The 23,798-nt window shown below is 36.7% G+C and carries 14 protein-coding genes and 1 pseudogene; 3 read left to right on the top strand and 12 right to left on the bottom strand.

The features are described from left to right. Window positions 1-219 precede the first annotated feature (219 nt). The 8 genes and pseudogenes from BCF58_RS09775 to BCF58_RS09810 form a co-directional block, all read right to left on the bottom strand. A complete protein-coding gene (locus BCF58_RS09775) occupies window positions 220-702 on the bottom strand; it encodes a hypothetical protein (RefSeq protein WP_134197396.1) in 483 nt (160 codons plus the stop codon). A gap of 272 nt (window positions 703-974) precedes the next feature. Further along, window positions 975-2,086 (bottom strand): IS3 family transposase gene (locus tag BCF58_RS09780; RefSeq protein ID WP_121461606.1). Its coding sequence is split into 2 segments (ribosomal slippage): window positions 975-1,831 and window positions 1,831-2,086, totalling 1,113 coding nucleotides; the frame shifts between segments, so codons are not numbered across the junction. A 193-nt stretch (window positions 2,087-2,279) separates the two neighbouring features. Then, on the bottom strand, window positions 2,280-2,753 hold the full coding sequence (locus BCF58_RS09785; RefSeq protein ID WP_121461607.1) for a hypothetical protein: 474 nt from the start codon (window positions 2,751-2,753) through the stop codon (window positions 2,280-2,282). A gap of 16 nt (window positions 2,754-2,769) precedes the next feature. Continuing rightward, window positions 2,770-3,036: pseudogene (locus tag BCF58_RS17535) on the bottom strand (hypothetical protein); the annotation flags it as partial. 80 nt (window positions 3,037-3,116) lie between these two features. Next, entirely contained in the window at window positions 3,117-3,602 is a 486-nt protein-coding gene (locus tag BCF58_RS09795; RefSeq protein ID WP_121461608.1) for a hypothetical protein, read from the bottom strand. Between the two features lie 2 nt (window positions 3,603-3,604). Beyond that, the gene (locus BCF58_RS09800; protein ID WP_170149000.1) at window positions 3,605-7,696 is read right to left on the bottom strand and encodes a DUF6443 domain-containing protein; all 4,092 of its coding nucleotides are present in this window, start codon (window positions 7,694-7,696) and stop codon (window positions 3,605-3,607) included. Between the two features lie 94 nt (window positions 7,697-7,790). Further along, window positions 7,791-10,712, bottom strand: coding sequence for a hypothetical protein (locus tag BCF58_RS09805; protein ID WP_147462052.1), 2,922 nt, complete (start codon window positions 10,710-10,712; stop codon window positions 7,791-7,793). Between the two features lie 6 nt (window positions 10,713-10,718). Beyond that, complete coding sequence (locus tag BCF58_RS09810; RefSeq protein ID WP_121461611.1) at window positions 10,719-12,353, bottom strand: T9SS type A sorting domain-containing protein; 1,635 nt, start codon at window positions 12,351-12,353, stop codon at window positions 10,719-10,721. Window positions 12,354-12,722: 369 nt separating this feature from the next. Here BCF58_RS09810 and BCF58_RS09815 point away from each other — a divergent pair, with 369 nt between their 5' ends. After that, window positions 12,723-14,225, top strand: coding sequence for a carbon-nitrogen hydrolase family protein (locus BCF58_RS09815; RefSeq protein WP_121461612.1), 1,503 nt, complete (start codon window positions 12,723-12,725; stop codon window positions 14,223-14,225). Between the two features lie 93 nt (window positions 14,226-14,318). Here the strand turns inward: BCF58_RS09815 and BCF58_RS09820 are convergent, their stop codons facing one another. Beyond that, the gene (locus BCF58_RS09820; RefSeq protein WP_121461613.1) at window positions 14,319-18,080 is read right to left on the bottom strand and encodes a fibronectin type III domain-containing protein; all 3,762 of its coding nucleotides are present in this window, start codon (window positions 18,078-18,080) and stop codon (window positions 14,319-14,321) included. Between the two features lie 297 nt (window positions 18,081-18,377). Here BCF58_RS09820 and BCF58_RS09825 point away from each other — a divergent pair, with 297 nt between their 5' ends. Both BCF58_RS09825 and BCF58_RS09830 read left to right on the top strand, forming a co-directional pair. Continuing rightward, window positions 18,378-20,024, top strand: coding sequence for an ABC1 kinase family protein (locus BCF58_RS09825; protein ID WP_121461614.1), 1,647 nt, complete (start codon window positions 18,378-18,380; stop codon window positions 20,022-20,024). Window positions 20,025-20,121: 97 nt separating this feature from the next. Then, on the top strand, window positions 20,122-21,474 hold the full coding sequence (locus BCF58_RS09830) for a DEAD/DEAH box helicase (RefSeq protein WP_121461615.1): 1,353 nt from the start codon (window positions 20,122-20,124) through the stop codon (window positions 21,472-21,474). Window positions 21,475-21,519: 45 nt separating this feature from the next. Here BCF58_RS09830 and BCF58_RS09835 read toward each other — a convergent pair whose 3' ends face one another. From BCF58_RS09835 to BCF58_RS09845, 3 genes are all read right to left on the bottom strand, one after another. Beyond that, entirely contained in the window at window positions 21,520-22,473 is a 954-nt protein-coding gene (locus BCF58_RS09835) for a tetratricopeptide repeat protein (RefSeq protein WP_121461616.1), read from the bottom strand. A gap of 9 nt (window positions 22,474-22,482) precedes the next feature. After that, entirely contained in the window at window positions 22,483-23,139 is a 657-nt protein-coding gene (locus BCF58_RS09840; protein ID WP_121461617.1) for a GDSL-type esterase/lipase family protein, read from the bottom strand. A gap of 68 nt (window positions 23,140-23,207) precedes the next feature. Then, a complete protein-coding gene (locus BCF58_RS09845; RefSeq protein ID WP_121461618.1) occupies window positions 23,208-23,669 on the bottom strand; it encodes a lipocalin family protein in 462 nt (153 codons plus the stop codon). Window positions 23,670-23,798: the final 129 nt, after the last annotated feature.

Raw genomic sequence — 23,798 nt, forward strand, 5'->3', positions numbered from 1 at the left:
ATAATACCCTTCAGGCGTAGGAATGATCCAGTAGGAAATACCTCCAGAAGGAGTGGTTTGGGATGTTTTTTTATATCTTAAAGAACTTACCTTCTTCCAAAAATTACCAATGAAATTAAAGTATTGATTTCAATACTCTAATTTTTTGTTCTATTGAAGTGTAAACTTTTGTCCTAAAAAAGTAGCGATACCAGTATTGAAAAAGTCAACTTTTAATGTTTATTTTTCAATACAATATAATTCTTTTATGATATATTTCCCATTAACTTTTGCAACTACATGATAGTTATTTGATTCAACATTCTTATTTACAATTTCTGTAACATTATTCTTAGTGTTTTTCATTATGTAATTCTCAATAGCAATAATATCATTCTTTTTTTCTGATAGAAAATCATCATTAGGATTAATATTTTTATAAGATTCTTTAACCGTTTTATTTTCTGCATTTTTTCTAATAATAAATAACTCTTCGTTATCCTTTATTTTCAATATTGAAATTGTAGATGATGGAATAGTTAAATTACTTGTAATTGTATTAATTATTACAAAATCACCTTTAATTTTTGAAGATTCAATTAAGTCTATTGTTCCTTCTTTCATCATAATATATGTCATCCCAGGAACTTTGCAGTCTTCCTTTAATTTATTAGAACTTGATGGGTCTCGTTTTATAGAATATATGGTGAAATCACTCTTCATACAGTTGTCGAAAGTTTGTTGTTCCAATCCGATGAAATATTTTTGTACCAAATGCCTTTGAGTGCTACATCCAATAAATGAGAATATAAAAACAAATATAAAAAGGCTACTTCTTTTTAACATTTTGATAATAATTAAATCTATTTGTTAAACAATTAGTTACAAAGATATTATAAAAAGAATGATATGCATTGTAAGCTACCCAATTTTGTTTCCATTCTAAATGATAGATTCTTCTTTCATTTTGACCTCTCCCCGTTAATATTACCAATCTAAAATAGAGAAATTTGCTTTTTTGATTGCATTTCGATGAACTCATTCGGGGTTAGATTTCCTAATGAGCTATGCGGTCTGTAATCATTATAATCCAACTTCCATGCATTTAATTTTTCCTGTGCATCCTGAAGCGACAAAAACCAATTTACGCTTAGGCACTCATCCCTCAATGAACCGTTAAAGCTCTCTATAAATGCATTGTCAGTAGGTTTTCCAGGTCTGGAGAATTCCAATTCTACGTTCTTTTCATAAGCCCATCTATCCAATTCTTTGCTGATAAATTCAGGACCATTATCTATTTTGATACGCTCGGGAAAAACCTTCTCTTCAAAGGTAATGTTTTTTAATATTTCTGTGACGTTTTCTCCCTTGATGGAAATTCCCGCCTCGATGGCCAAGCATTTTCTACTATAATTATCAACTAAAGTCAAAAGCCTAAATCTCTTCCCATCAAACAAGGCATCGCTCATGAAATCCATGCTCCAACATTCGTGTAAACTGGAGGATGTACCGTCCGTAGGCTTTCTGTTCCTTGCGGATTTTATTCTCTTGTTCTTCTTCCTACGTAGATTCAAGCCTTCCTCACAATAAATCCGATACACCCGTTTATGATTATCTTTCCAACCCTCACGCCTGAGAAGAACCTGCAAGCGTTGAATGCCATAACGGACACGAATTTGTGAAAGCTCCACCAGCCGCATTCTAAGGGCCGTATCATCCCTACGGTGAGATTGATAGTAATAAACCGTTCGTTGCAGAATTACCAAATCACAGCTTCTTCTTAATGATACCTTATAATTATCATGTATTTCCGTAGCCAACCCACGTTTTTGGGCTGGCTTCAGAACTTTTTTTTCAAAACATCCTGTAGAATTTGCTTATCCAAACTCAAATCTGCTATCAGTTTTTTGAGCTGGCTGTTTTCTTCTTCCAACTGTCGTAACCTCCGAAGCTCAGAAATACCCAATCCCCCATATTTCTTTTTCCAATTGTAATAGGTTGCCTCACTGATGCCCATTTTACGACAGATCTCCTCAACTTTGACCCCTGTCTCAGATTGCTTTAAGGCGAAGACAATCTGGCTCTCCGTGAATTTGCTCTTTTTCATAAGATTTTCTTTTTTTAAAGTTATAATTTTATTGAAAATCTCTACTTTTAAATGGTAAGGTTTTATGGGAGAAGGTCAATGTAATTATGCAGCATCCCGAAAGGGTAGTAGTTGTTATTTTCTACAATTTCCCGGGATTGACATTCGTTGACAAAAATAGAGTATTGAATCCAATACTCTATTTTTGTCAAATCTATTTATTACAATAAATTGAAGACGATGATGGTATTTTTTTTCCTTTTTCTGTATATACGTAGTTTACTGATGAAATCGCACGTTGACTTTTCATTTCGTAGGCTTTTAATAAGCAATAAGAAGCATATTGACTATTGTATGCTAATGGGTCATCTAAGGCAAAATCAAGAATATCAGCTATATCTCTGTAAGCTTCCGCATAATTGTTTTTCTCTGCCATTAATATTGCATAGTAAATAAATTCTTTAGAATGTCCACTTGTCATGTATTTTCTACGATACTTTTTATATATTATAGTATCATTGCTAAGTATCATTTTGTTTAGTTCATCATTTGATTTTTGATCATTAATATCAAGCGTATTAGTATCAATAGCTAAAGTATCTACTTTTTTTATTCTATCATTTTTTTCTTCATATTTATTACAATTAAATAATAGAAATAGCGTCAAAAGACATAAAATATTTTTCATACAAAGAGATTATAAATTATTTAAAATTAGGGTATTTTTTTAGAAACTCTTTATATGCTTGTCTTTTTAGTTCTTTACCTCCTCTGTAAAATATAATTGAACCTTGTTTATCCCCTTTATTTTCTCCTTTATTGATATTTTGTATTCCTCTTACAGAATTATCATAAGTTACATATTCATCAAATGGCATTGCTTCAATAATTGCACTTACTCCACAATCATTATGCACTAAAATCTCTTTCTCAGAAACATAATAATTATGGTTGTCCTCAACTTCAAAGTTATAGACTTACTTTTCTAATAAAAGAGATTGATTTTTGGTCAATCTCTTTTTTATTGTTTATTTAGCTTATCAAAATATTCTTACTCATAATTATTTTTCCTTGGATTTAAAAACCATCTTCCTTCTTTTTTATATAACATAATATTGTAAATTAATATTTTAGTAAAAAAAGCAGGATAATCAGAATCTATTTTTACTAGAACTTTAAATCCATCTATTTTCTGAATACATATAATATTAGTTTTGGGATGATCGCCTTCTTTTTTATAATTAAACTTTTCATAATCATTGCAAAGCTCATAAAAATCAATTGGGTAAATCTCATGATACTTATCGTTAATAATAGAAATAACTCTATCTGAAGTTACAAGTAAATAAGAATCATATAAATCACACTCTAATATTGGTAATTCATTTGACAATAAAGATGCTTTCGTTGGAACATAATTATCCTCTAAGAATATTGTATGCATTTTATCATTAAATGTTGTCCAATCTTCAGGTTTTCTGTCCACACATCTAAGGGTAATCTCTAAAACCTCTTTTTTAAATTCTTTTGCTTTCATAACTAATGTAAAACTTTTTCCCAAACAACAATATCTCCTTCTCTACTAAAATAATATCCTAGTTCATCTGCCCATCCTCCATGTTTAAGAAAAGAATTATGAACCATATTGAATTGTATACGAACTTCACTCATTCCATATTTCCTTGCCATACTTTCAGCTGTTTCTGTTAATGCTTTCATTACACCATTTCTAGGAGCACTCGAGCTTCGTAATATAGCATTAACTTGCAATTCCATAACATCACCTGTAAACCATCCCATATTAATACTAGCATCAAGATTTGAGACATATTTACCAAAATGTCCCATAAATTCATTCATCAAGGAACAATCATTATGAACAAGAATATTTTTCTCAGAAACATAATAATTATGGTTGTCTTCTACTTCAAAATTATAAACTTTTACTCTTGCATCCAAGAAATTAATAGATTCTACAGGGAAATTTTTTCCGTCTAAAGTAGTAAGGAGCATTCCTTTCGTAAGATTTTTAGCTTCTATCCAGTTTCCGCTTACGTAGAAAGGGTGTTCAGGAGTACAGGTAATTTCTGTACCGTTTACAGAGATTTTTACTAATGAAGAAGAAGTATTGCGGGATAGGGCTACTACCTTTTTAAGCTCCCTTTTACCAGTATTTTCATTATAGCTCCATACCAGATCTCCTTCTTTGATATCTTCAATCTTTTTAGTTCCATTTTCTACTAAAACCAACGTACCTTCTGTAAAACAGATCTTAATAAGTCCTTTAGTCAGTCTTCCCAGAGGCCGGCAAATGTACCTGCTCACCCCGGCAGCTCTCCATCCGGCAACAAAAAGCTCTCCACCGGCAAAAGACAACGGGATATCCATAAATAAGAACTGTTCAACATCGCTGACAGACTGGCCTATTTTTGTTTCTGTAATGGCTGTTTGCCAAGTGTTCCAGTTCTGTTGGAAATTCCAGTTATCCCGTACTTTTCTAATAGCACTTGCCATAACTGCCGAATTGTAAGAACCTTTTTTGAAGCCGCTTTTCTTTCTTCCAACTATTACAACTTCGGGAATAGTAAGTTCCAAAGAGAAAAGAGGACTACTACTTACATACTTATCGACAGAGCTTACCTTGTTCCCTTTTTTGAAATAATTCATCAATGCATCTATTTCAACTGAATTTGAAGTAGAAATATTACCATTGGCATCTACGGAATACATTCCTGTAGGATCGGAATAATTGACAGGGTTATTCAATGCGAAATGGTATGGAGTGTGGTTATTATATGATTCAGATAAAGCATCTATTCCTGTAAACCTGCCAATATCCGGCATATAATGTCTCCAGTCCATGGCATACATCCCTGTTTCTTCTAATTCTTTGCCATTAAATTTGTATTGGTAAGCATTCTGGGTAGTGGCTGTGTAATTATGCAGCATCCCGAAAGGGTAGTAGTTGTTATTTTCTACAATTTCTCCGGGTTGCCATTCATTATAGCAAATCGGAGGATCATACCATGCCGTTCCACCTGTACAATGGGTTATACTATATTGTCTTGGCTGGATAACACCATCTTTATTGGTATCCGTATAGCTTACTCTTACATTTCCTAAATGATCTGTGAAATTATAAATATATTGGTTGGCTAATGCATCGTAATACCCTTCGGCCGTAGGAATGATCCTTAGCTTCATTTCTGCCACTTCATTAGGATCAGGCTCCGCGGTAATGCCTCCGGGAGTGGCAGTTTCAGATGGTTTTGTAGACTTATACTGGAAGCCATCCAGGTAATTCGTTTCTATATCTCCAAAGAGCTTCTTCACCTTCACCCCGTCTGCTCTGTAAGTATAGCTGGTTACTTTAGAGTTTTGGGTGATCTGGTTGGGTAAATTTAAATAATTATATTGGATGGAGGAAATCCCTTTATCCAAATGCGTGCTCATATTTCCGTTGGCATCGTACGTAATAGTGTTCGGGGTTGCTATATAAGGATAACCGGACGGGTTTTGCTGTTCATCGGTTACTTTGGTCAGCTTATTCCCGTTATACTCATATTTCAGGTTATCGATCATAGTGGCAAAAGTGTTTCCAACTGATACACCTTCCGATCTTTTTAATCTAGTGATGCTTCCGTCGATATCATAATCAATCTTTTCAAAATATTCTTTGGCTGATTCACTTCCTGCCTTCTGGTAGAACCCCACGCTTAACCTGTTGAGATCGTCATATACATATCCGTATCTTTTGAGCGGTTCATTTTCTTGTGTAAGGGTTTTCCAGGCTACTTCAGCAATATCTCCGTTATATCTGGCTTTTACCTTCAGGTCGGTAAAATCGGAATTGGGGATTTCCATGCCTTCTACCTGGTTATAATTGATTTTGTACCCAAACAGGTCATCACCCAAATTACCCGGATCGTTGATCTTCGTCAATTTACCGTGGATGTTATAGGTGTAGTTGATAGTCTGCAATGGGGAAGCAATGGTATTTCCTACTTTTTTTACTTCCAGCTGGCCAAGGTCGTTATATGTATTCTGGCTCAGTACTTCCACCGGGTTATTGTCAATCTGGTGTTTATGGATAAGCAGCCTGTTCTGATCATCATACACAAAATTTTCTGTAATGACTTTTTCCGTATCAGTACTTAATCTTTTATGATAGGTTTTGCTTTGCAATACCGCTCCAGCAAAATCAAGCTCCGTTTCGGTTTTGGTATAGCCTCCTAAATGGTTGATGGAGTGGGAGCCTATGGCCCTTCCCTCCGCATCATACCAGATGTGAGACCCGGTCCAGTTGTCATCTTCAATATTTTTAACGTAAGAAGAAGCAGGCATTCCTTTGATACTCCGGTAAGAAACTACCCCACCCGAAGAATATTGAGTAGGTGTAGCACTTAAAGTGGCCTTTCCTAAAATGGTTGAAGGCCTTGCCGGTGCTATTGAAGCGTAATCGTCATAATAATTGACACTAAGAAGCTTGGAAAGAACGACAGGGTAAGAATAATTAGTATATTCAATAGTCATTCCACTAAGAGTGAGACTAGAATTTCTTGTCTCATAATCTACATAATGTATGCTATTAACTGCATTTTGAATTTGATGCCTTGGCGTTCCATCCCGAGAAATTCCGGTATAAATTGCCCTGCCAAACTGATCATATTTAGTAAAAAACCATGCCTCATTATCTACATAACCGTTAATTCCATTCTTAAGGTTAGAATCGCGGTGCAGAATAACTTGGTTTTTTTTATTATAAACCATCTGTTCCCATCCTTTTCCGGGAATATATTTTTCAACTATTCTATTTCTATTATCGTACTTATATTGATAACAAAACTCATTCAAAATAGTTTGGGTAACAAAATTCCCATTTTGAGAGATCTGTACATCCGCTTTGGGAGTGATTACATAAGCAAGCTGATCATATATATTATAGATGTAATAGGTGTCTACAGGAGTAGTGCCGTTCATTTTTCTTGTTAGAATAGTCTGTCCCTGTGAATTTTTAAATTCAATATTCTTGTTACCATCTTCATCAACGGTAATGTTCTTCATCAATTGACTTTCTCCATACCATTCCACAGTTGGAACAGTGGCGGATAAGGTAGCATCTGCCCAGGATGAAGTGATGATATATTTTTTTACCTGGTCGGCTGAAACATTAGTTTCATATTGCGATTGTATGGTGTGCCCCGACCCTTTTTTCCAGACATCTCCGGGAGCTGCAACTTCCAAAATCATTTCTAAAGGAGAGTTATCAATGATTTTTTCTCTAAATGCATTGATAACGCCATAATAAGAATTAATATCTGTTTCGGATACGGCTTGTATTCCCGAATTGGCTGTAATAATAGGCAACGGTAAAAAATCTTTAGCCTGTCTCCCCAGTTCATCATAAAACACAGGCACAACAAGGTCTTTTCCGGATGGGGTAGATTTTACCGAAACGGTCTGCTTTAGTCTTCCCAATCCGTCAAAATACTGTACGGCTTCGGATTTTTTGCTTCCGTCTTCGGAAAGGTAGGTTTTAGAGTAAATATAGTTCTGCGACGCAGTAGGGGTTTGTGCATAGAATAATCCGGCTACAAACACTATATGGAATATAAATAATATTTTTTTCATTTCTTTAGAGATTAGAAGTTCGAGGTTAGAAATTAAAAGTTTGAAAGGGAATATATTTCCACTCATCACTTATAACTTATGACTCATCACTTAATTACTGTTTGTAGTTATACTGGTATTCTTTTAACACTTTTCCGTTCACATCTTTTACTTTTTCCAGTCTGCCAAAACTATCATAGAGGTAAATTTCCCGTATTCCGCTGGGAGGCAGTACATTCGTTAAGCCAATCAGAGGATTGTATGTAAATGCGGTGACACTAAAATTTGATAATACACTATTATTCTTAAAACTTTCCAATTGTGCTAATAAAGCATCTTCTTTCGTTTGTGCAGTAGCCGGAGTGGCATTAGCATCTTCATTGGAGGCGGTTACAATGGCATCAATCAGATGTTGAGGAATGTCAGATATAGTAGCTCCATCTATTTTAGCAATCGGTAAAGTTTTATTATATCCCCAAATGATGGTAGAAGGAGTTCCATAACCTGTCGGAGAATCCGGTGTAGTAGAGTACTGAACTATATGTCCTTTTTCATCATAAGCATCATATCGGATTCCCATATAGCTGTCGACTAAATTATCAGGGGTATATCCAAGGACAGCTGTAGGGTATAATAATAATGTATTGTCATACCTGGTCTCACTTTTAGCAATAACTGTCCCGTTTTTCTTTATTTGAGTTTCTAATGGAATTCCCAATATATTAACATTGATCAAAGCTGTATGATTTTTATCTTTCGCATACTTATAGATAGTTTCGTCAATACTTCCGTCAGAGTTTGTCGTTTTTTCGGTAATTAGATTGAAATCATCAGCAGACCTGACGGTTTCTGAACTGGAAGTCAGCGCTCTGGCATTTTGGCCAAATACTTTCGAAGTAATCCGTTGTTCTTTAATCCATGCTGTTTTGGTTTCATAATCACCATCCGCAAGAGGAACATAATTGGGTATATTCATCTCAGCAATTGTATAATCATAGTTTTCAGAAGCTAATAATTGATTTCCGGTATTATAGACTTCTTTTTTATCAATCAGTCCGCCTTTGGTTATATTGATATTCGGCCAGTACCTGTAAGGGAATGAGGGCTGTACAGGATAAGCAGATGGAGCTTTATAATAATATTTAGTATAACCTCCGGTGTCTCCATTTAATACTTTTACATTTTTATAAATAATAGACTGAATCGGATACCCCATATTCATTCCTTCCTCTATACTTTCTCCGCTCGAGGAATTGGTATCATCAAACTTATCGTAAGCAAATTTTTCAAATTTTGCTGGAGTTTGGGAACTGAAGTTCTCAAAATACTTGATACTTTCTATTCTTACACCCAGATCTCTCTCAACAATTGCATTTTTATAAGGAGCATCTTTAATGGCCATTTCATAAACTTCTATATGTCCTTTACCACCTGTTGGGCTTTGTATTTTAATGGTGTGAGCTCCTGGTGCTAACATAAATTTTGTAGATGATACTATTGGCGGAGGTGTTGAACATAAAACATTTGTATGGCCATCATTATAGTTAGCATCAAGAATAGTATAAGTAAGAGAAGGTTGAGAACCATCACCCGGATCAATTAACGGCGGATAAGGATAAATCTCGTTCACAATATATTTTACATACACAGCTTTATTAGTCATTGGAGTACTAGTCACTGTAAAGTTATAAGTTGTTGATAGATTAGTATCAAAATCTGTAGTGTAAATGGGTTTCAGGTATTGAAACTGGGGGTTTCCAAAGTATACCATATTATCATTAAAATCTGCCATGTATTGCGTGAAATTTTCATGGGCATACTCATTGGCTTCAAAGTTATATTCCACGACTCCGCCTGTAGGCAATTTTACTTTTTTTAAAGAACCGAGAGAGAAGTATTTAGGGTTTTCAATTTCATTGGTTCCTGGATTGTTAGAAGCGTAATCACATAAGAAATAATCTTTAAATTGTCCTGATACCGGGCCATACTCTTTAGAACTTCCTGAGTTATTATATTCAAATTCGGTCATCTCACTTTTGGCAAGGTCTGAACTATATTTTTTGATTTTCCATAATGCTCTTTTCCAAATAGATTCCTTATAATCGTAAGGGTTCGTAAAACTTGAGGTATTATATATAAATTCTAATTTGGAAATAATATTCCCTGCATTATTCTTTAAAATAATAGAGTTTACCTGGTATGGGTCGTTCATCGAATTTTTAAGAGATTCGGTGTAGGTATAATCCAATTCTATAGAACCATTATCTTTTGACCAAATCTTTTTTAGTTTACAGTTCTGATACGGAGTAAGCGGATCTGCCATCGGATAATAAACATCCACTTGGTAATCCATGGACACCAACTCCTGCATCTTGTAATCATAGATTTTAGTCAGGAAAAATGCACTTTTATAATCATTAATCTGTGACCCATTCTTATATTCAGAAATTGAATTTTTATCAAAAACATAGATGTATCCCTTATCATCTGTTATTTTGAAACTGTTGAATATCAAAGTAGCGGTATTGCTGTTTCTTACATATTCAATCTTAAGATTAGAAGGGGTGAGTTTAATAAGTTGAAAAGTATTGTTAGTAAGATCTCTTATGATTCTGAATTTTCCACTATACCCTCCTATATTATAATAGTAGATATCATTAAATTCATTTTTGATGTAATTACCGCTTGAAGCATCATCATACTTTTCATCCAATTCTTTAACAACCTCTCTGGATATAACGCCATTGATACCCAATAAGCTCCATCCTAATCCAACTTCGCTGGCTTTTTCCCCACTTAGTAAATTTTTAGGATGATAGCTGATGTTCATTCCGGCGATAATATCTTCGCTATTGGTTGGAAGAGAAACCAATGGGAATGAAATATCCGGCACTCCCGTGGCATAAGAAACAGGGGAATTGGTATAGGTAGATAATGAGGATACAGAAGCTACAGGCTTGGAGAAACCTGTTTCAAAATCCTGCCCCATACATACCTTAACTAAAGCAATAGATAGTGTTAATAATATTTTTCTCATCTTAGTTTATTTCTTAATCAATTTAGCATTTGCTGTTTTACTGGTGTCCGTTTTTATTGTGATCAGGTAAGCTCCCTGGATCAGAGGTTGGGTATTGATCTTGGTTACCTTATTTTTTGTCTTGGTTTGCTGTAATAACTTACCACTCATATCATAGAGTAAAATATCTGCTTCCTTAAACTCATATCCGATCTCTACATAGGTGTAATCTGATACAGGATTTGGATAGACTCTGATATCCTGCTTTTCAATTAGCTGATCAATCTGTCCGTCTCCCAGTTTCACAATCTTCCAGTTCTCTTTGCCTAATTCCTCTGCACTGGTTCCTGCTAAAATAATGGAACCGTCTCTGTTAAGCTTAATATCCGATAATCTTTCTTCCTTCTTTCTGGATTCTCCTTTCACATGCTTTCTCCACTGTTCTTTCCCTTCCTGATCCAGATACAGCATCCAGAATGTCTCATCATCACTTTCTATTCTTCCTTCTGCCTGAGTATAACCTCCTAATAGTATTCCTTTGGTTGTATTTTCATTAGACTTCCCGCTTCCTGCTTCCATCATCCCACTGATCACACTCATTCCCATCAAAACATCCCTGTTCTTGAAGTTGTAGGATTTCTGCCATAATTCTTCTCCTCTTTCATTTAAGGAAATCAGCCATAAGTCCGTTCCTTCCTCTATTCCTGCGGTTTTGTTTCCTGATCTTTCTGATCTTGATTCTCCACCGATCAAATATCCCGTGGAAGTTAAAGCCAATGTTCTCAGATGATCATCCGCTTTTCCACCATAGTTCTTTTCCCATTCTACTTTCCCGTCTTTAGAAAGCTTGATAATCCAGTAATCACCTTCACCTTCGTTAGTGGTAGTTTTCGCGAAGCGGGATATGGGATACGTGTTCTCGGGTTTCGATTTCTGGGAGTTAGACATGGAACCCGTACCACGAACCTCGGAACTTCTCGAATAGATCCCTAGCAAGACACCTCCATCTTTAGTAGGAATCATTTTCTCTACTTCATCCAGTCCTTTTCCTCCTAAGATGAGTTCTGAAGTCTGTTTTCCTGTTTTATCCAATCTGATGATCCAGATGTCTTTAGAACCAAATCCTTTGGTTGAGTTCTGAACATTTCCTGCTACAAAGTATCCTAAGTCTGTCGTTTGAATCACCGTTCTGGCTTCTTCATCAGAAGCAGTTCCCAATGTTTTCTGCCATTGTTCTTCCCCGAATTCATTGATTTTGATCAGCCACAAGTCGGATCCACCTTTGGAATCCTCCTTTTTATCCATTCCTTTTCCGGAATAGGAAGTTCCAGCCAGAAGAAAGCCTCCTTCCTGGGTATTCACTGCAGCGGAAAGGAAATCATGGTTCTGTCCTGAGAAATATTTTTCCCAGACTTCTTCTCCTTGTTGGTTTAATTTAACCAAATGGAAATCGTAACCGTTATTTTGTTTGTTGCCTTCTGCCTGAAGCTTAGAGCTTTGAATAGAGCTTCCTGTAATCAGATACTGCCCGTCAATCGTAGTGGTTACCTGAGAAAGAAAATCCTGAGTCGAGGATTTGATGTCTTTCTGCCACAATACATTTTGAGAATATAATACAGCGGTAGCGCATAAGAAGAGTGCACTCATGTAGATTTTTTTCATCTATCTTGTGTATTTAAAAGTTAATACTAGTGTTTGTTATTAATAATTTGCAAATTTAACATTTTTTAATAATCCAATTCACTTTAAGAAGAATAAATATAATATTTTATACTTCCCATTCAAAGTTATCTCAACAAAGCGACAAATAATGTCGTATTATATTATAAGATACAATTTTATAATTTGGTTGCAGTAATAAAGAAAGCTCATACATTTTTAAACCTTCCTAAACCATCTTTCAATTAATAATTAAAAGTATTGTTCAAATAACTATAACCATTACATAACTTAAGGGGGTAAAGAGATTGTACAATAAGTATAATTTTTATTTCAAATCATTTTTCCTATTTTTATTAAAACTTACATCAAATGCAAATAGATACACGAAAACTGAGTATTGAAGATTATGATGGCTTGGTTGAAACCATGCGCAGGGCGTATCCTCAGATGTCTGAATATGTATGGTCCAAGAAAAGCATCAGTAAGCTTGTCAAAATGTTTCCTGAAGGTCAGATATGTATCACGGTAGATGGGAAGCTGGCAGCGGTGGCACTTTCCATCATTGTCAACTATGAAGAATTTGGTGATGATCATACCTACAGCGATATTACCGGAAATTATACCTTCAATACACATACTTCTATGGGAAATGTTTTATACGGGATAGAGGTATTTGTAGACCCTGAATATAGGGAATTGCGCTTGGGAAGAAGATTGTATGACACCCGTAAAGAATTGTGTGAACTGCTTAATCTCAAGTCTATTATTTTAGGAGGCAGGATACCGAATTACCATAAGTACAGCAAAGAAGTCTCACCGAGAGAATATATCCGAAAAGTAAGGGATAAGGAGATTTATGATCCGGTTCTATCTTTCCAGCTTTCCAATAACTTTTTACCGATCAAGATTCTTAAAAAATATCTGCCTGAGGATGAATCTTCAAAAGAAAATGCTGTCTTATTACAATGGAATAACATCTATTACAGCAAAAAGCCGAATACGATGCAGGACAGCATCATCCGTCTGGGCTTGGTGCAATGGCAAATGAGGCAGTTTAAAAATATCAATGCTTTCTATGAACAGGTTGAGTTTTTTGTCAATGTAATGGGCGACTATAAATCGGATTTTGTACTTTTTCCGGAGCTTTTTAATACCCCTTTATTGGCTCCTTTTAATAGTCTTTCAGAAAGAGACAGTATGATAGAATTGGCAAAAATAACGGAACAGATTAAAAACAGGATTTCAGAACTGGCCATCAGTTATAATGTCAATATTATTTCCGGAAGCATGCCTGTTTTTGAAAACAACGATCTGTATAATGTAAGCTATCTGCTTCATCGCGACGGAAGAATAGACGAATACCGTAAAATTCACATCACGCCTAATGAAAGAAAATACTATGGAATGAAAGGCGGGAATGAAATAAGGGTGTTTGATACGGATTGTGGAAAAATAGGACTTGTCATCTGTTACGATGTGGAATTTCCGGAACTTCCAAGGATCCTGGCGGATCAGGGAATGAAAATCCTGTTTGTTCCTTATCTTACGGACACGCAAAATGCCTATATGAGAGTACGTCATTGTGCCGCAGCCCGGGCTATAGAAAATGAATGTTATGTGGCGATTGCCGGTTGCGTGGGGAATTTGCCGGGTGTAAATAATATGGATATTCAGTTCGGGCAGGCTGCCGTATTCACCCCTTCAGACTTTGCCTTTCCTTCCAATGCCGTGAAAGGGGAAGCTACTCCCAATACGGAAATGACCTTAATTGTAGATGTAGATTTAAACTTATTGAAAGACCTTCATTATAATGGCTCGGTACAGGTCCTGAAAGACAGAAGAAGAGACCTCTACGATACTTATCTTAAATAAGCAGGAATAATATAATATCAATCATTTAAATTGTAAAGGATAAAAAAATAAGCTCTCAGAAATGAGAGCTTATTTTATATTGAAGTTAAATTATTATTCTTTAATAAACTTCTTCTGAACAGTACCTTCTACATCTTCAATATAGATAACATATACGCCACTGATCAGTTTGCTTACGTTGATCTGGTTGTTCAGAATGAATCCGTCTGAGATCAGTTGCCCCGCTGAATTGTATATTTTATATCCGGCTTTACTGCTGATATTCTTCACATGCAATACTGAGCTTACCGGGTTCGGGTAGATCATGATATCATCCTGGTTAAGAGAATTCGGAACCGGAACTTTAGAAATTCGCACCGTGTAATCCTCTACTTCTCCATAAGGGAAGCTTGTACAGTTCACCGGAATACCTCCTCTCTGCATCGCCACCCTCATCACTACATATTTGTAGTCTGCTGAGCCTGCACTCACGAATGCATTGGCAGGTACACTGAATGTTCCTGTAATAGGAGTTGTGGTATTCGGACCTGCAGCAACGATTCTTTCATTCGGATCAAATGTACCACTTCTGTCGAAGTCGATCCATACCGCAACACCTGCTTCATTGGTAACCGTTTTCTCGATAGAGATCTGGTTTCCTGTAGAGCCCTGGATCAATTCAATGAATGTGGCAGGGTTACCAGTGTAATCCGTATAGTTGGAAGCTACAGAAGCATTCTCCATATTAGGTTTGCCGTTTGGCTTCACCGTCACTTTTGAAATATAGTCAGTGGCTGAACTTTGTCCGGACATCTGACAGTAGATCACCGTAGGTGTTGTGAAGAAATACAACGGTGTAAAGTTACCCGGTGTACCGCTACAAACATTGGCTACCTGCATTTCGTATTTCGTTAATTCAAGCAATCCGTTAATAGTATAGGTATTGGTAGGAACTGCAATGGTAGTCCAGCTTGGAATACCTACTTTTCTATATCTTAGGATATAGGTAGCTCCCGGGAACGGATCCCAAACCACTACCGCACTTGTCGGAGTAAGGGAGGTAATCGTTAATCCCGGAGGAGGAATTTCGCATGTTCTTTCCGTAGTAAACACCTTAGGAGTTGACCATGGATTAAGCGTAGTTTCCCCATCACATTTATTAGCGATCTGAACTTCATAAGTAGTATATACGCTTAGGCCGGTAAGAGGATAATTATTGGCCGGTGGAGCCGGTAAGTTTACCGTTGTCCACGTGGTTGTTCCTACCACTCTGTATCTCATTGTATACGTTGCACTTGCCGCAAGCGGAGTCCATGTAACCAATGCTGTTGTTGTAGTAATGTTACTGATCGTTACATTCGGAGGAGTAGGATCACATCTGGTCAGGAACTGATTGTGTGAGTATCCTCCTGTTGTTGTATTACAGATAGCAGCTACTTCCACTTCATATTGTGTTGCAGACTGTAAACCCGTTAATGTATAGGTATTAGTTGGCGTAGGATAAGGTTGAGCCGGTACAGCTACGGTCTGCCATGTGGTTGAGCCGATAGGTCTGTATCTGATCGTATATGATGCTTCTCCTGAATCCTGAGGCCATGTTAATGTTACAGAGTTATGGGTAACGTTCGTTAATGTTACTACAGGTGTAGTTGTTTTACAAATAACCAGTTTTACATTGTCAATAGCTACCGGAGGTTGAGTACCGCCACTACCGTCATTTCTCCATTCGAATACCAGACGCATAGTATTGCCGGCAAAACTGCTTAAGTTGAGAGTAGAGTTCAAATAACCCAGCCAGGTCGCCTGCTGATTATAATTGGTTCCTAATTGAATTCTTCCTGTTCCGGCAGTAATCAGAGTTCCAGCAGTCGGCATATAAGTAGCTGGAACCAACCAAACTCTTAAGTAGTCGAATGAACTTTCTCCTACAGCCTTCCAATCAAACGATAGTTTTGCGATCGTAGTTCCTGCAGGAACTGCAATATCTCTATACGCATGAACTGTACTGGCTGATGTAATTGTATATGAATTGGTTGCTCCGGCATCGTTGGAAATATAAATAGAGTTTCCTGTATTTCCGGTAGCGGCTCCCATAAACCATTTATTAGTTTGAGTACCACTTGTGAATCCGAAATCATTAGGACCTGTAGTAAACGGCTGATAATATGGTATTGTGGCCGGAATTTGTGTCGTGGTAAAACTTGGACCTGCTACCCAGATACTTGGATTGGTAGGACTACACATAGAACGTACCCACCAATAATAAGTTGTATTAGGTGTTAAAGGAGTCAGTGTTGTTGATGTTCCCGTAACTGGTGTCCCTGCGGTAGCACCTGTAGGAGGAATTCCTGTTGTATTAAAAAATACCTGATATCCACTTGCCGGTGCCGGAGTAGGTGCCGTCCAGTTGATGGTAGCCGTAGTAGAGGTAACTGTGGTTACTCCCATTGCTGTAGGCACAAAACATGAAGGAATAAACAGGTTGATATTATCAACAGCAATTGGAGGCTGTGTTCCAATGATACCATCATTTCTCCATTCAAATACCAAACGCATTGTGCTACCTGCAAATGTGCTTAAATTTACAGCAGTATTAAGGTAATTCTGCCATGTTAACTGCTGGTTAAAATTACCACCAATCTGTATTCTGCCTCCACCTGCGGTAATCTGGGTTCCAGCAACCGGAACAAATGAAGAAGGCACCATCCATACTCTTAAATAATCAAAAGTACTTTCGCCAAACCCTTTCCAGTCAAAAAGCAAATAAGCAAGTGTAGTTCCCGTAGGGACAGTAATATCTCTGTAGGCATGCACTACGCTGGATGAGTTGACGTTGTACCCATTCGTAACCCCGTTATCATTGGAAATATAAATAGAATTCCCCGGGTTTCCGACAACATTGCCAAAATACCATTTGTTAGGCTGTGTACCACTGGTGAATCCAAGATCATTAGTTGTATTAAAATTCTGCAGATAAGGAATTGTAGCCGGAATTTGAGTTGTTGTAAAGTTCGGACCAGGCATCCACATACTGCTATCTGTAGGGCTACACACTGCACGAACCCACCAGTAATATGTTGTATTAGGTGTCAGAGGGTTTAAAGTAGTTGATGTACCTGTAACCGGGGTACCCACAGTAGCACCTGTAGGAGGAACTCCTGTTGTGTTATAGTATATCTGGTATCCGTTAGCTGGTGCCGGAGTTGGCGCTGTCCAGCTCAAGGTTGCAGAAGTTGCCGTTACAGCAGAAGTGGTTTGTCCCATTGGAACAAGACAGGTAGGAATAAATAAATTGATATTGTCAATAGCTATAGCGGGCTGTGCTCCGAGAATACCATCATTTCTCCATTCGAATACCAGACGCATCGTATTTCCTGCATAAGCGCTGATGTTTAAAGTTGGCGACACAAAAGTTTGCCATGTGGTTTGCAGGTTGAATTGGCCAACCTGAGTTCTTCCGGCTCCTGCAGCAATCTGCGTTCCCGGAGTAGGAGTAAAGGTGGCCGGAACCAACCATACTCTTAAATAATCCCAACCATTTTCTCCTACTCCTTTCCAATCAAATGAAAAGGTAGATATGGTAGATCCTGCGGGAATTGTTATATCTCTATAGGCTTGAACCACACTGGCTGAGCTTACGTTATAGCCGTTAGTGGCTCCGTTGTCATTGGAGATATACAGTGAACTTCCGGGATTACCCGTAACAGCACCATGAAACCATTTATTGGGCTGGGTACCATTAAGAATGGTAAGATCATTCGTGGTCGAAAAATCTTGGGTGTATGGTAATGTTGCGGCCTGACCATAGGCTTTAGGTATGAAGCCTATATTCATCAAGCATAGAAGAAGAATTAAAACAGTAGAAAATTTCTTCATAAGTTAATATTTTATATTAATAATACAAATCTAAGGGTTTTTTGCTTTTTTGCCTCATTAATTTTCATGTTTTTATAAAAAAAATATAAGGATATCTCAGATTTGTTTAAAATGCTTAATATGTTTATTGAATTAAACGTTCTTTTATTTTGTTTTATTGTATGATTTATCGGAATTCATATCTCAAATTAATTGAATATTCTGCAATCACAATGTTTTATAAAACGGTATAAAAACTCATATAAATTTGACGATGGGAATAATTTTTGAAGTAATTTGCACCGATTACTTTTTACTATGTTTGATAAGCAACAAAGAAAACTGAGGAGATCTGCCCGATTAATTTCCGTATTAAGCAAATATGGATTTAAGGATATGCTGGCAAGAATGAACGGAAACAAGCAGGAAGAATTTTCTAGTGATCCGGACGAAATCATATCAAAAGGAACGGTTTATGAACGTATTAGGCTTGCTTTGGAAGAGTTGGGGCCCACCTTTGTAAAGCTTGGACAAACATTCAGTAACAGGGAAGATCTGTTGCCGCCGGAATTGATTCAGGAATTGCAGAAGCTTCAGGATAAAGTTGATACCATCGAAATGAATGTAGAGGAAATCCTGGAAAATGAATTCAATATTCAGGTAAAAGATCATTTTTATGAAATTCCCAAAGAGCCTATCGCTACAGCTTCCATTGCACAAGTCTATAAAGCGGTTTTGCTTAATGGAAATCACGTTATTCTGAAAATTAAAAAGCCTGATGTACAAACGGTTATTGAAGACGACCTTCTTTTAATTAAAGATCTGGAAAGACTCGTATCTACTTACTCTGAAATCGGAAATAAATTAAACCTTAAACAGGCTATTTCAACTTTTGAAAAATCTTTGCTGGAAGAAGTTTCCCTGATTAATGAGAAAAATAATATCCAGCAGTTTGCTTTAAACTTTAAAAATAATAAAGAAACTTATATTCCCAAGGTCTATGATGAGTTTTCCAACAATAATGTGCTTTGTATGGAATTTATAGACGGAATCAAAGTGACTGATACATCGGTTCTTCTGGCTAACGGGATTGATCCCGTAAAAGTTTCTGAAGTAGGGTTAAGATTATTTGTGTCACAAATCCTGGATTACGGCTTTTTCCATGCGGATCCGCATGCGGGAAATATTCTGGTGAAAAGAGACGGAAAAGTCGTTTTTATAGATTTCGGAGCTGTAGGGAAAATACAGCCGAATGATAAGGAAATCCTTGAAAATCTTATCGTAAGTTTTGTAGCAAAGAACTCCCATAAAATTGTCAGATACCTGAAAAAAATGGCAGTAAGTTATGAGATTCCCGATGAAAGAAGATTTGAAAACGATGTGGAAGATATCCTGAATTTTGTTCACAGTTCCTCTCTGCAAGAAATCAATGTTCAGGTCATCATCAACAAAATGAAGGATATTCTGAAAGATAACAGACTGTACATGCCAGATTATTTCTATCTTTTATTTAAAGGAATAAGCCTGATAGAAGGAGTGGGAAGAAATATCAACCCCGATCTAGATATTGTAAAAAGCCTTCACCCATATACCAAAAAGATATTCACCAAAAAAATCAGCCCGAAGAACCTGCTGAAAACAGGGATGGACAGGATGATGAATTTTACGGATAATGTAGATGAAATTCCAAAAGAGCTTCGTTCCGTTTTACAAAAGCTGGATGAAAACAAATTCACGGTATCCAGTGAAATCAAAAATATTGAAAAAACCAATCAGCTCATCAAGTCCAGCATTGTCAACCTGATTTTAGCCATGATCCTGGGTGCGAACATCATTGCCACGGCTATTGTTTTTGTATCAGAGTCAGGACCGAGGATAGGTGAGATGTCGCTGGTTGCTGTTTTAGGATTTGTTTTTTCAGTATTGCTGACGATCATCCTTTTATTAAGGATAACCAGGAAATAAAATAGCGGTTAAAGCATCTAAAAGTGGACTGAAAGCCTTTCGTTCCTAACTTCTGTTCCTCCTGAACAGACAAAAATTAAATGCCTATCTTTGCAAAATGGAAAAACTCACTTTCGCAGATTTTGACCTTCCGGTTAAAATTCTTAATGTTTTAGCGGATCTTGAACTATTCGAACCTACCCCCATCCAGGAAAAAAGCTTAAAGCCGATACTTTCCGGGAGAGATGTTATGGGAATTGCGCAAACCGGAACCGGAAAAACGTTAGCCTATCTTTTACCTGTTCTTAAAACATGGAAATACAGCAAAAGCGGAAATCCTACGGTTTTGATTTTAGTTCCTACACGGGAATTGGTGGTTCAGGTGACGGAGATCATTGAAAAATTGACGGAGCATATTACTGCAAGAGTGATCGGTATATATGGAGGGAAAAATATCAATACCCAAAAATTACTGTTCAATGACGGATGTGACATTCTGGTTGGAACTCCGGGAAGAGTAATGGATTTATCCATTGATAATGCCATTTCCCTGAAAGAAGTCCAGAAGCTGATTATTGATGAGTTTGATGAAATGCTGAACTTAGGCTTCAGGCCTCAGTTAACCCATATATTCGAAATGATGAAAGAGAAAAGACAAAACATACTTTTCTCGGCTACCATGACGGAAGCTGTGGATGAAATGCTGGATGAGTATTTCGCGAGTCCGATTGAAATTTCATTGGCAAAATCTGGGACACCTCTTGAAAAAATACAGCAGACGGGTTATAAAGTGGAAAATTTCAATACCAAGATTAATTTGCTTGAGCATTTATTGAAAACAAATTCCGATATGTCGAAGGTTTTGATATTTAATAATAACAAAAGGCATGCGGATTTGCTGTTCACGAAAATCGAAGAGCTTTTTCCGGAAGAATTCGATGTTATTCATTCCAATAAATCTCAGAACTACAGGCTGAAAGCCATGAAAAGATTTGAGAACGGGGAAGTAAGAGGACTGATTACTACAGATGTTATGGCGAGAGGTCTGGATATTTCGGATGTTACGCATGTCATCAACTTTGAAGTTCCGGAAGTTCCGGAGCAGTATATTCACAGGATCGGTAGAACGGGTAGAGCGGATAAAGATGGTATAGCGATCACTTTTGTGACTAAAAAAGAAGAGACTTTACTTCTCGATATTGAATTGCTGATGGATAAGGAGGTTCAGTTTATTGATTTCCCTGAAGGCGTAAAGATCAATCCTAAAAAGATCGCTGCTGAAGAAGAGCAGATTGTGATGAAGAATCCGGCCAGAGCAAAACTGAATGAAGGCGGGGGAGCTTTCCACGATAAGAAGGATAAGAATAAAAAGGAAAATTGGGGTGGACCTTCAAAAAGAAAAGCACCGAAGAAGTTCGGAGCCAACAGAGCCCAGCAAAAAGCAAAGACTAAAGCGAAAAAAAAGAAATAAATAAAAAACTCCCGAACCGGGAGTTTTTTTATACAGAATAGATTATTAATTGAGATCTATTTTATTATTTTTCAATATTTCATTAAACTTTTCTATCTTGCCTTTTGCTTTCATATCTTTATAAATTGCTGAAATAATGGCTTCAGCATCAGATCTGTAGGGAGATTTTTGCCGGGTGTAAATAAGATAGGCTTTACATATATAATCCAGGGCTTTTTCACTATCTTTTAAATTATTGTAATAAACATGTCCGATGCCATAATATACTTCGGCATCTCCCGGATATACTCTGTCAAAATCCAGATAGGCATCAATTGCTTTCTGGTATTCCTTTTTATAAACATAGGTGATCGGAATATTTTGTAATGCCATTTTGCCTTTCGGGTTTATTTCAAGAGATTTTTTATAAGCACTAAGTGCATTATCATATTCGCCGGTTCTCCGGTATGATATTCCTAGATTATCCCAGGCATAAGAAAATTTAGGATCCTTTTCCAATGCGAGCTTATAATTTTTAATTGCTTCAGTCCAGTTTTCTTTTCCGGAGGCAGCTATTCCTGCTTCATAAAAACTGAGGGCATCCTTGTTTTTAGGCATCGAATCATCATGCTTTTCTACAACATCGGCAAGATCTCTGATTCTGTCGCAATTAGACATCATATAAGACTCAATATCATAGTATGCGTATTTATATTCTTTAGATTCGGGGCTAATATTGAGGTTGATCTGCTTTTTATCCTTACCCTTTGCGTCTGTTTCTTTTGTGGAATCGGATAAGCTTTTGGCTAACAGATAGGGAAGAACCTGATCGTTGATACAGGAGCTTACCTCTTTATTGATGGCGTCTTTTGTTTTATTATATGCGCTAATTGTATCAAGGCACTGGCATGATTTTTCTGAGGCTTCTTTTAATATTTTTCCTGATGAAATCTCTTTTTGAGAAAAAGTGAGTGAGAAAATGAAGAAAGAAACGGCAAGGGGTATTCTTTTTTTTATCATGTGATTAAGTTATTTCATATAGGGATTCATGACGGAGGTCCAGAGTTTGTAGCCCTCCGGAGTTAAATGTAGCCTGTCTTCCAGAAAAATATCCTTTCTTACATTTCCGTTGCTATCCTGCATGACTTTGGTAATGTCAATAAATTCCGCATTAGGTTCCTTTTTCATAAAGCAGGCGATCTTTTTGTTTGCTTTTTTCATCTGCGGCCATAAATTTTCGCGGCTGGGAGAATATTTGATAGAAATATAGTCCACCTCTATATTCGGGAACTTTTCGCGGATTTTGCGGTAAAAGGTTTTAAAGCGTTTTACCACTTCTTTTGCTTTCAACTTGGGATTGTCGGCAAAGTCATTCTCACCACAATAAATAATGATCTGCTTCGGCTGATAAGGATTCAGAAGATCCCCGGCGTAAAAATTAAGATCAGTTAATCTCGAGCCCCCGAACCCTCTGTTGATGATGGTTTTATCCGGAAAATACCGGGCGACATCCGTCCATTTCGTAAAAGATGAGCTCCCGATCAGGAGGATGGCATCTTTAGGTGGTGTATTTTCCTGATCTGCTTTTTTAAAGTCCTGGATGTCCTGCCAGAACATCGGCTTCTTCTCCTGTGAAAAGAAAAAGGTAAAAGCCAATAGCAGGAATGCTGATAAAATCTTCTTCATTGTTTGATAATTGTTTAACTAATTAATCACGTTTCATAAAAAACTCCCGATTTCTCGAGAGTTATATTTTATCTTTTATAGGTTGTATAATAGAGATCGTTGACACCATCGCCGTTAGCATCTCCATTATTGAAAAGCTGCATTAATTTTAATTCCGTATTGGAAAGAATGAGCACTTTATAATTTTCAACTTCTTCCTGGTCAAACTTAATGGCAAGATCTTTTGTTTCTTCGCTGTACGTAAACTCACCTTCATTTTTTCCGGTTAGCTGACAAGTTGAAGCCACTGTTGAATAATAAGTATAGCTTACATAATAATCGGTTCTGAAGTGTAGAAGATTTTTCATATCACATCCCGAAGGTGAACCCACTGAAAGTACAGTTTTACCATCCTTCCCCGAAATGATCTCTGTTTTACTTACTCTCCAGTCGCCTTTTAACATATCCATTTCATAGGCTTTAACATCATCATCTTCACAAGAAGTAAGCGCAATGGCAGAAAAGGCAAATAAAAGTAGCTGTTTTTTCATTTTCACAAATTTAAGAATATGCTAAAATATAAATAAATTTGAAATATCTGTAATGAAATATACGTTTTTTAAACGAATGTTTGTAAATAAAATAATTTTAACCTGAGAGCTGAAAGCCTGAAGAAATAA

The sequence above is a fragment of the Chryseobacterium defluvii genome, assembly GCF_003634775.1.
Classification (GTDB): domain Bacteria; phylum Bacteroidota; class Bacteroidia; order Flavobacteriales; family Weeksellaceae; genus Chryseobacterium; species Chryseobacterium defluvii.

Coding starts and splice junctions, on each gene's coding strand:
- BCF58_RS09795 (WP_121461608.1), bottom strand. CDS start 3,602: ATGAAAGCAAAAGAATTTAAAAAAGAGGTTTTAGAGATTACCCTTAGA.
- BCF58_RS09810 (WP_121461611.1), bottom strand. CDS start 12,353: ATGAAAAAAATCTACATGAGTGCACTCTTCTTATGCGCTACCGCTGTA.
- BCF58_RS09820 (WP_121461613.1), bottom strand. CDS start 18,080: ATGAAGAAATTTTCTACTGTTTTAATTCTTCTTCTATGCTTGATGAAT.
- BCF58_RS09835 (WP_121461616.1), bottom strand. CDS start 22,473: ATGATAAAAAAAAGAATACCCCTTGCCGTTTCTTTCTTCATTTTCTCA.
- BCF58_RS09815 (WP_121461612.1), top strand. CDS start 12,723: ATGCAAATAGATACACGAAAACTGAGTATTGAAGATTATGATGGCTTG.
- BCF58_RS09845 (WP_121461618.1), bottom strand. CDS start 23,669: ATGAAAAAACAGCTACTTTTATTTGCCTTTTCTGCCATTGCGCTTACT.
- BCF58_RS09775 (WP_134197396.1), bottom strand. CDS start 702: ATGAAGAGTGATTTCACCATATATTCTATAAAACGAGACCCATCAAGT.
- BCF58_RS09830 (WP_121461615.1), top strand. CDS start 20,122: ATGGAAAAACTCACTTTCGCAGATTTTGACCTTCCGGTTAAAATTCTT.
- BCF58_RS09785 (WP_121461607.1), bottom strand. CDS start 2,753: ATGAAAAATATTTTATGTCTTTTGACGCTATTTCTATTATTTAATTGT.
- BCF58_RS09805 (WP_147462052.1), bottom strand. CDS start 10,712: ATGAGAAAAATATTATTAACACTATCTATTGCTTTAGTTAAGGTATGT.
- BCF58_RS09840 (WP_121461617.1), bottom strand. CDS start 23,139: ATGAAGAAGATTTTATCAGCATTCCTGCTATTGGCTTTTACCTTTTTC.
- BCF58_RS09825 (WP_121461614.1), top strand. CDS start 18,378: ATGTTTGATAAGCAACAAAGAAAACTGAGGAGATCTGCCCGATTAATT.
- BCF58_RS09800 (WP_170149000.1), bottom strand. CDS start 7,696: ATGAAAAAAATATTATTTATATTCCATATAGTGTTTGTAGCCGGATTA.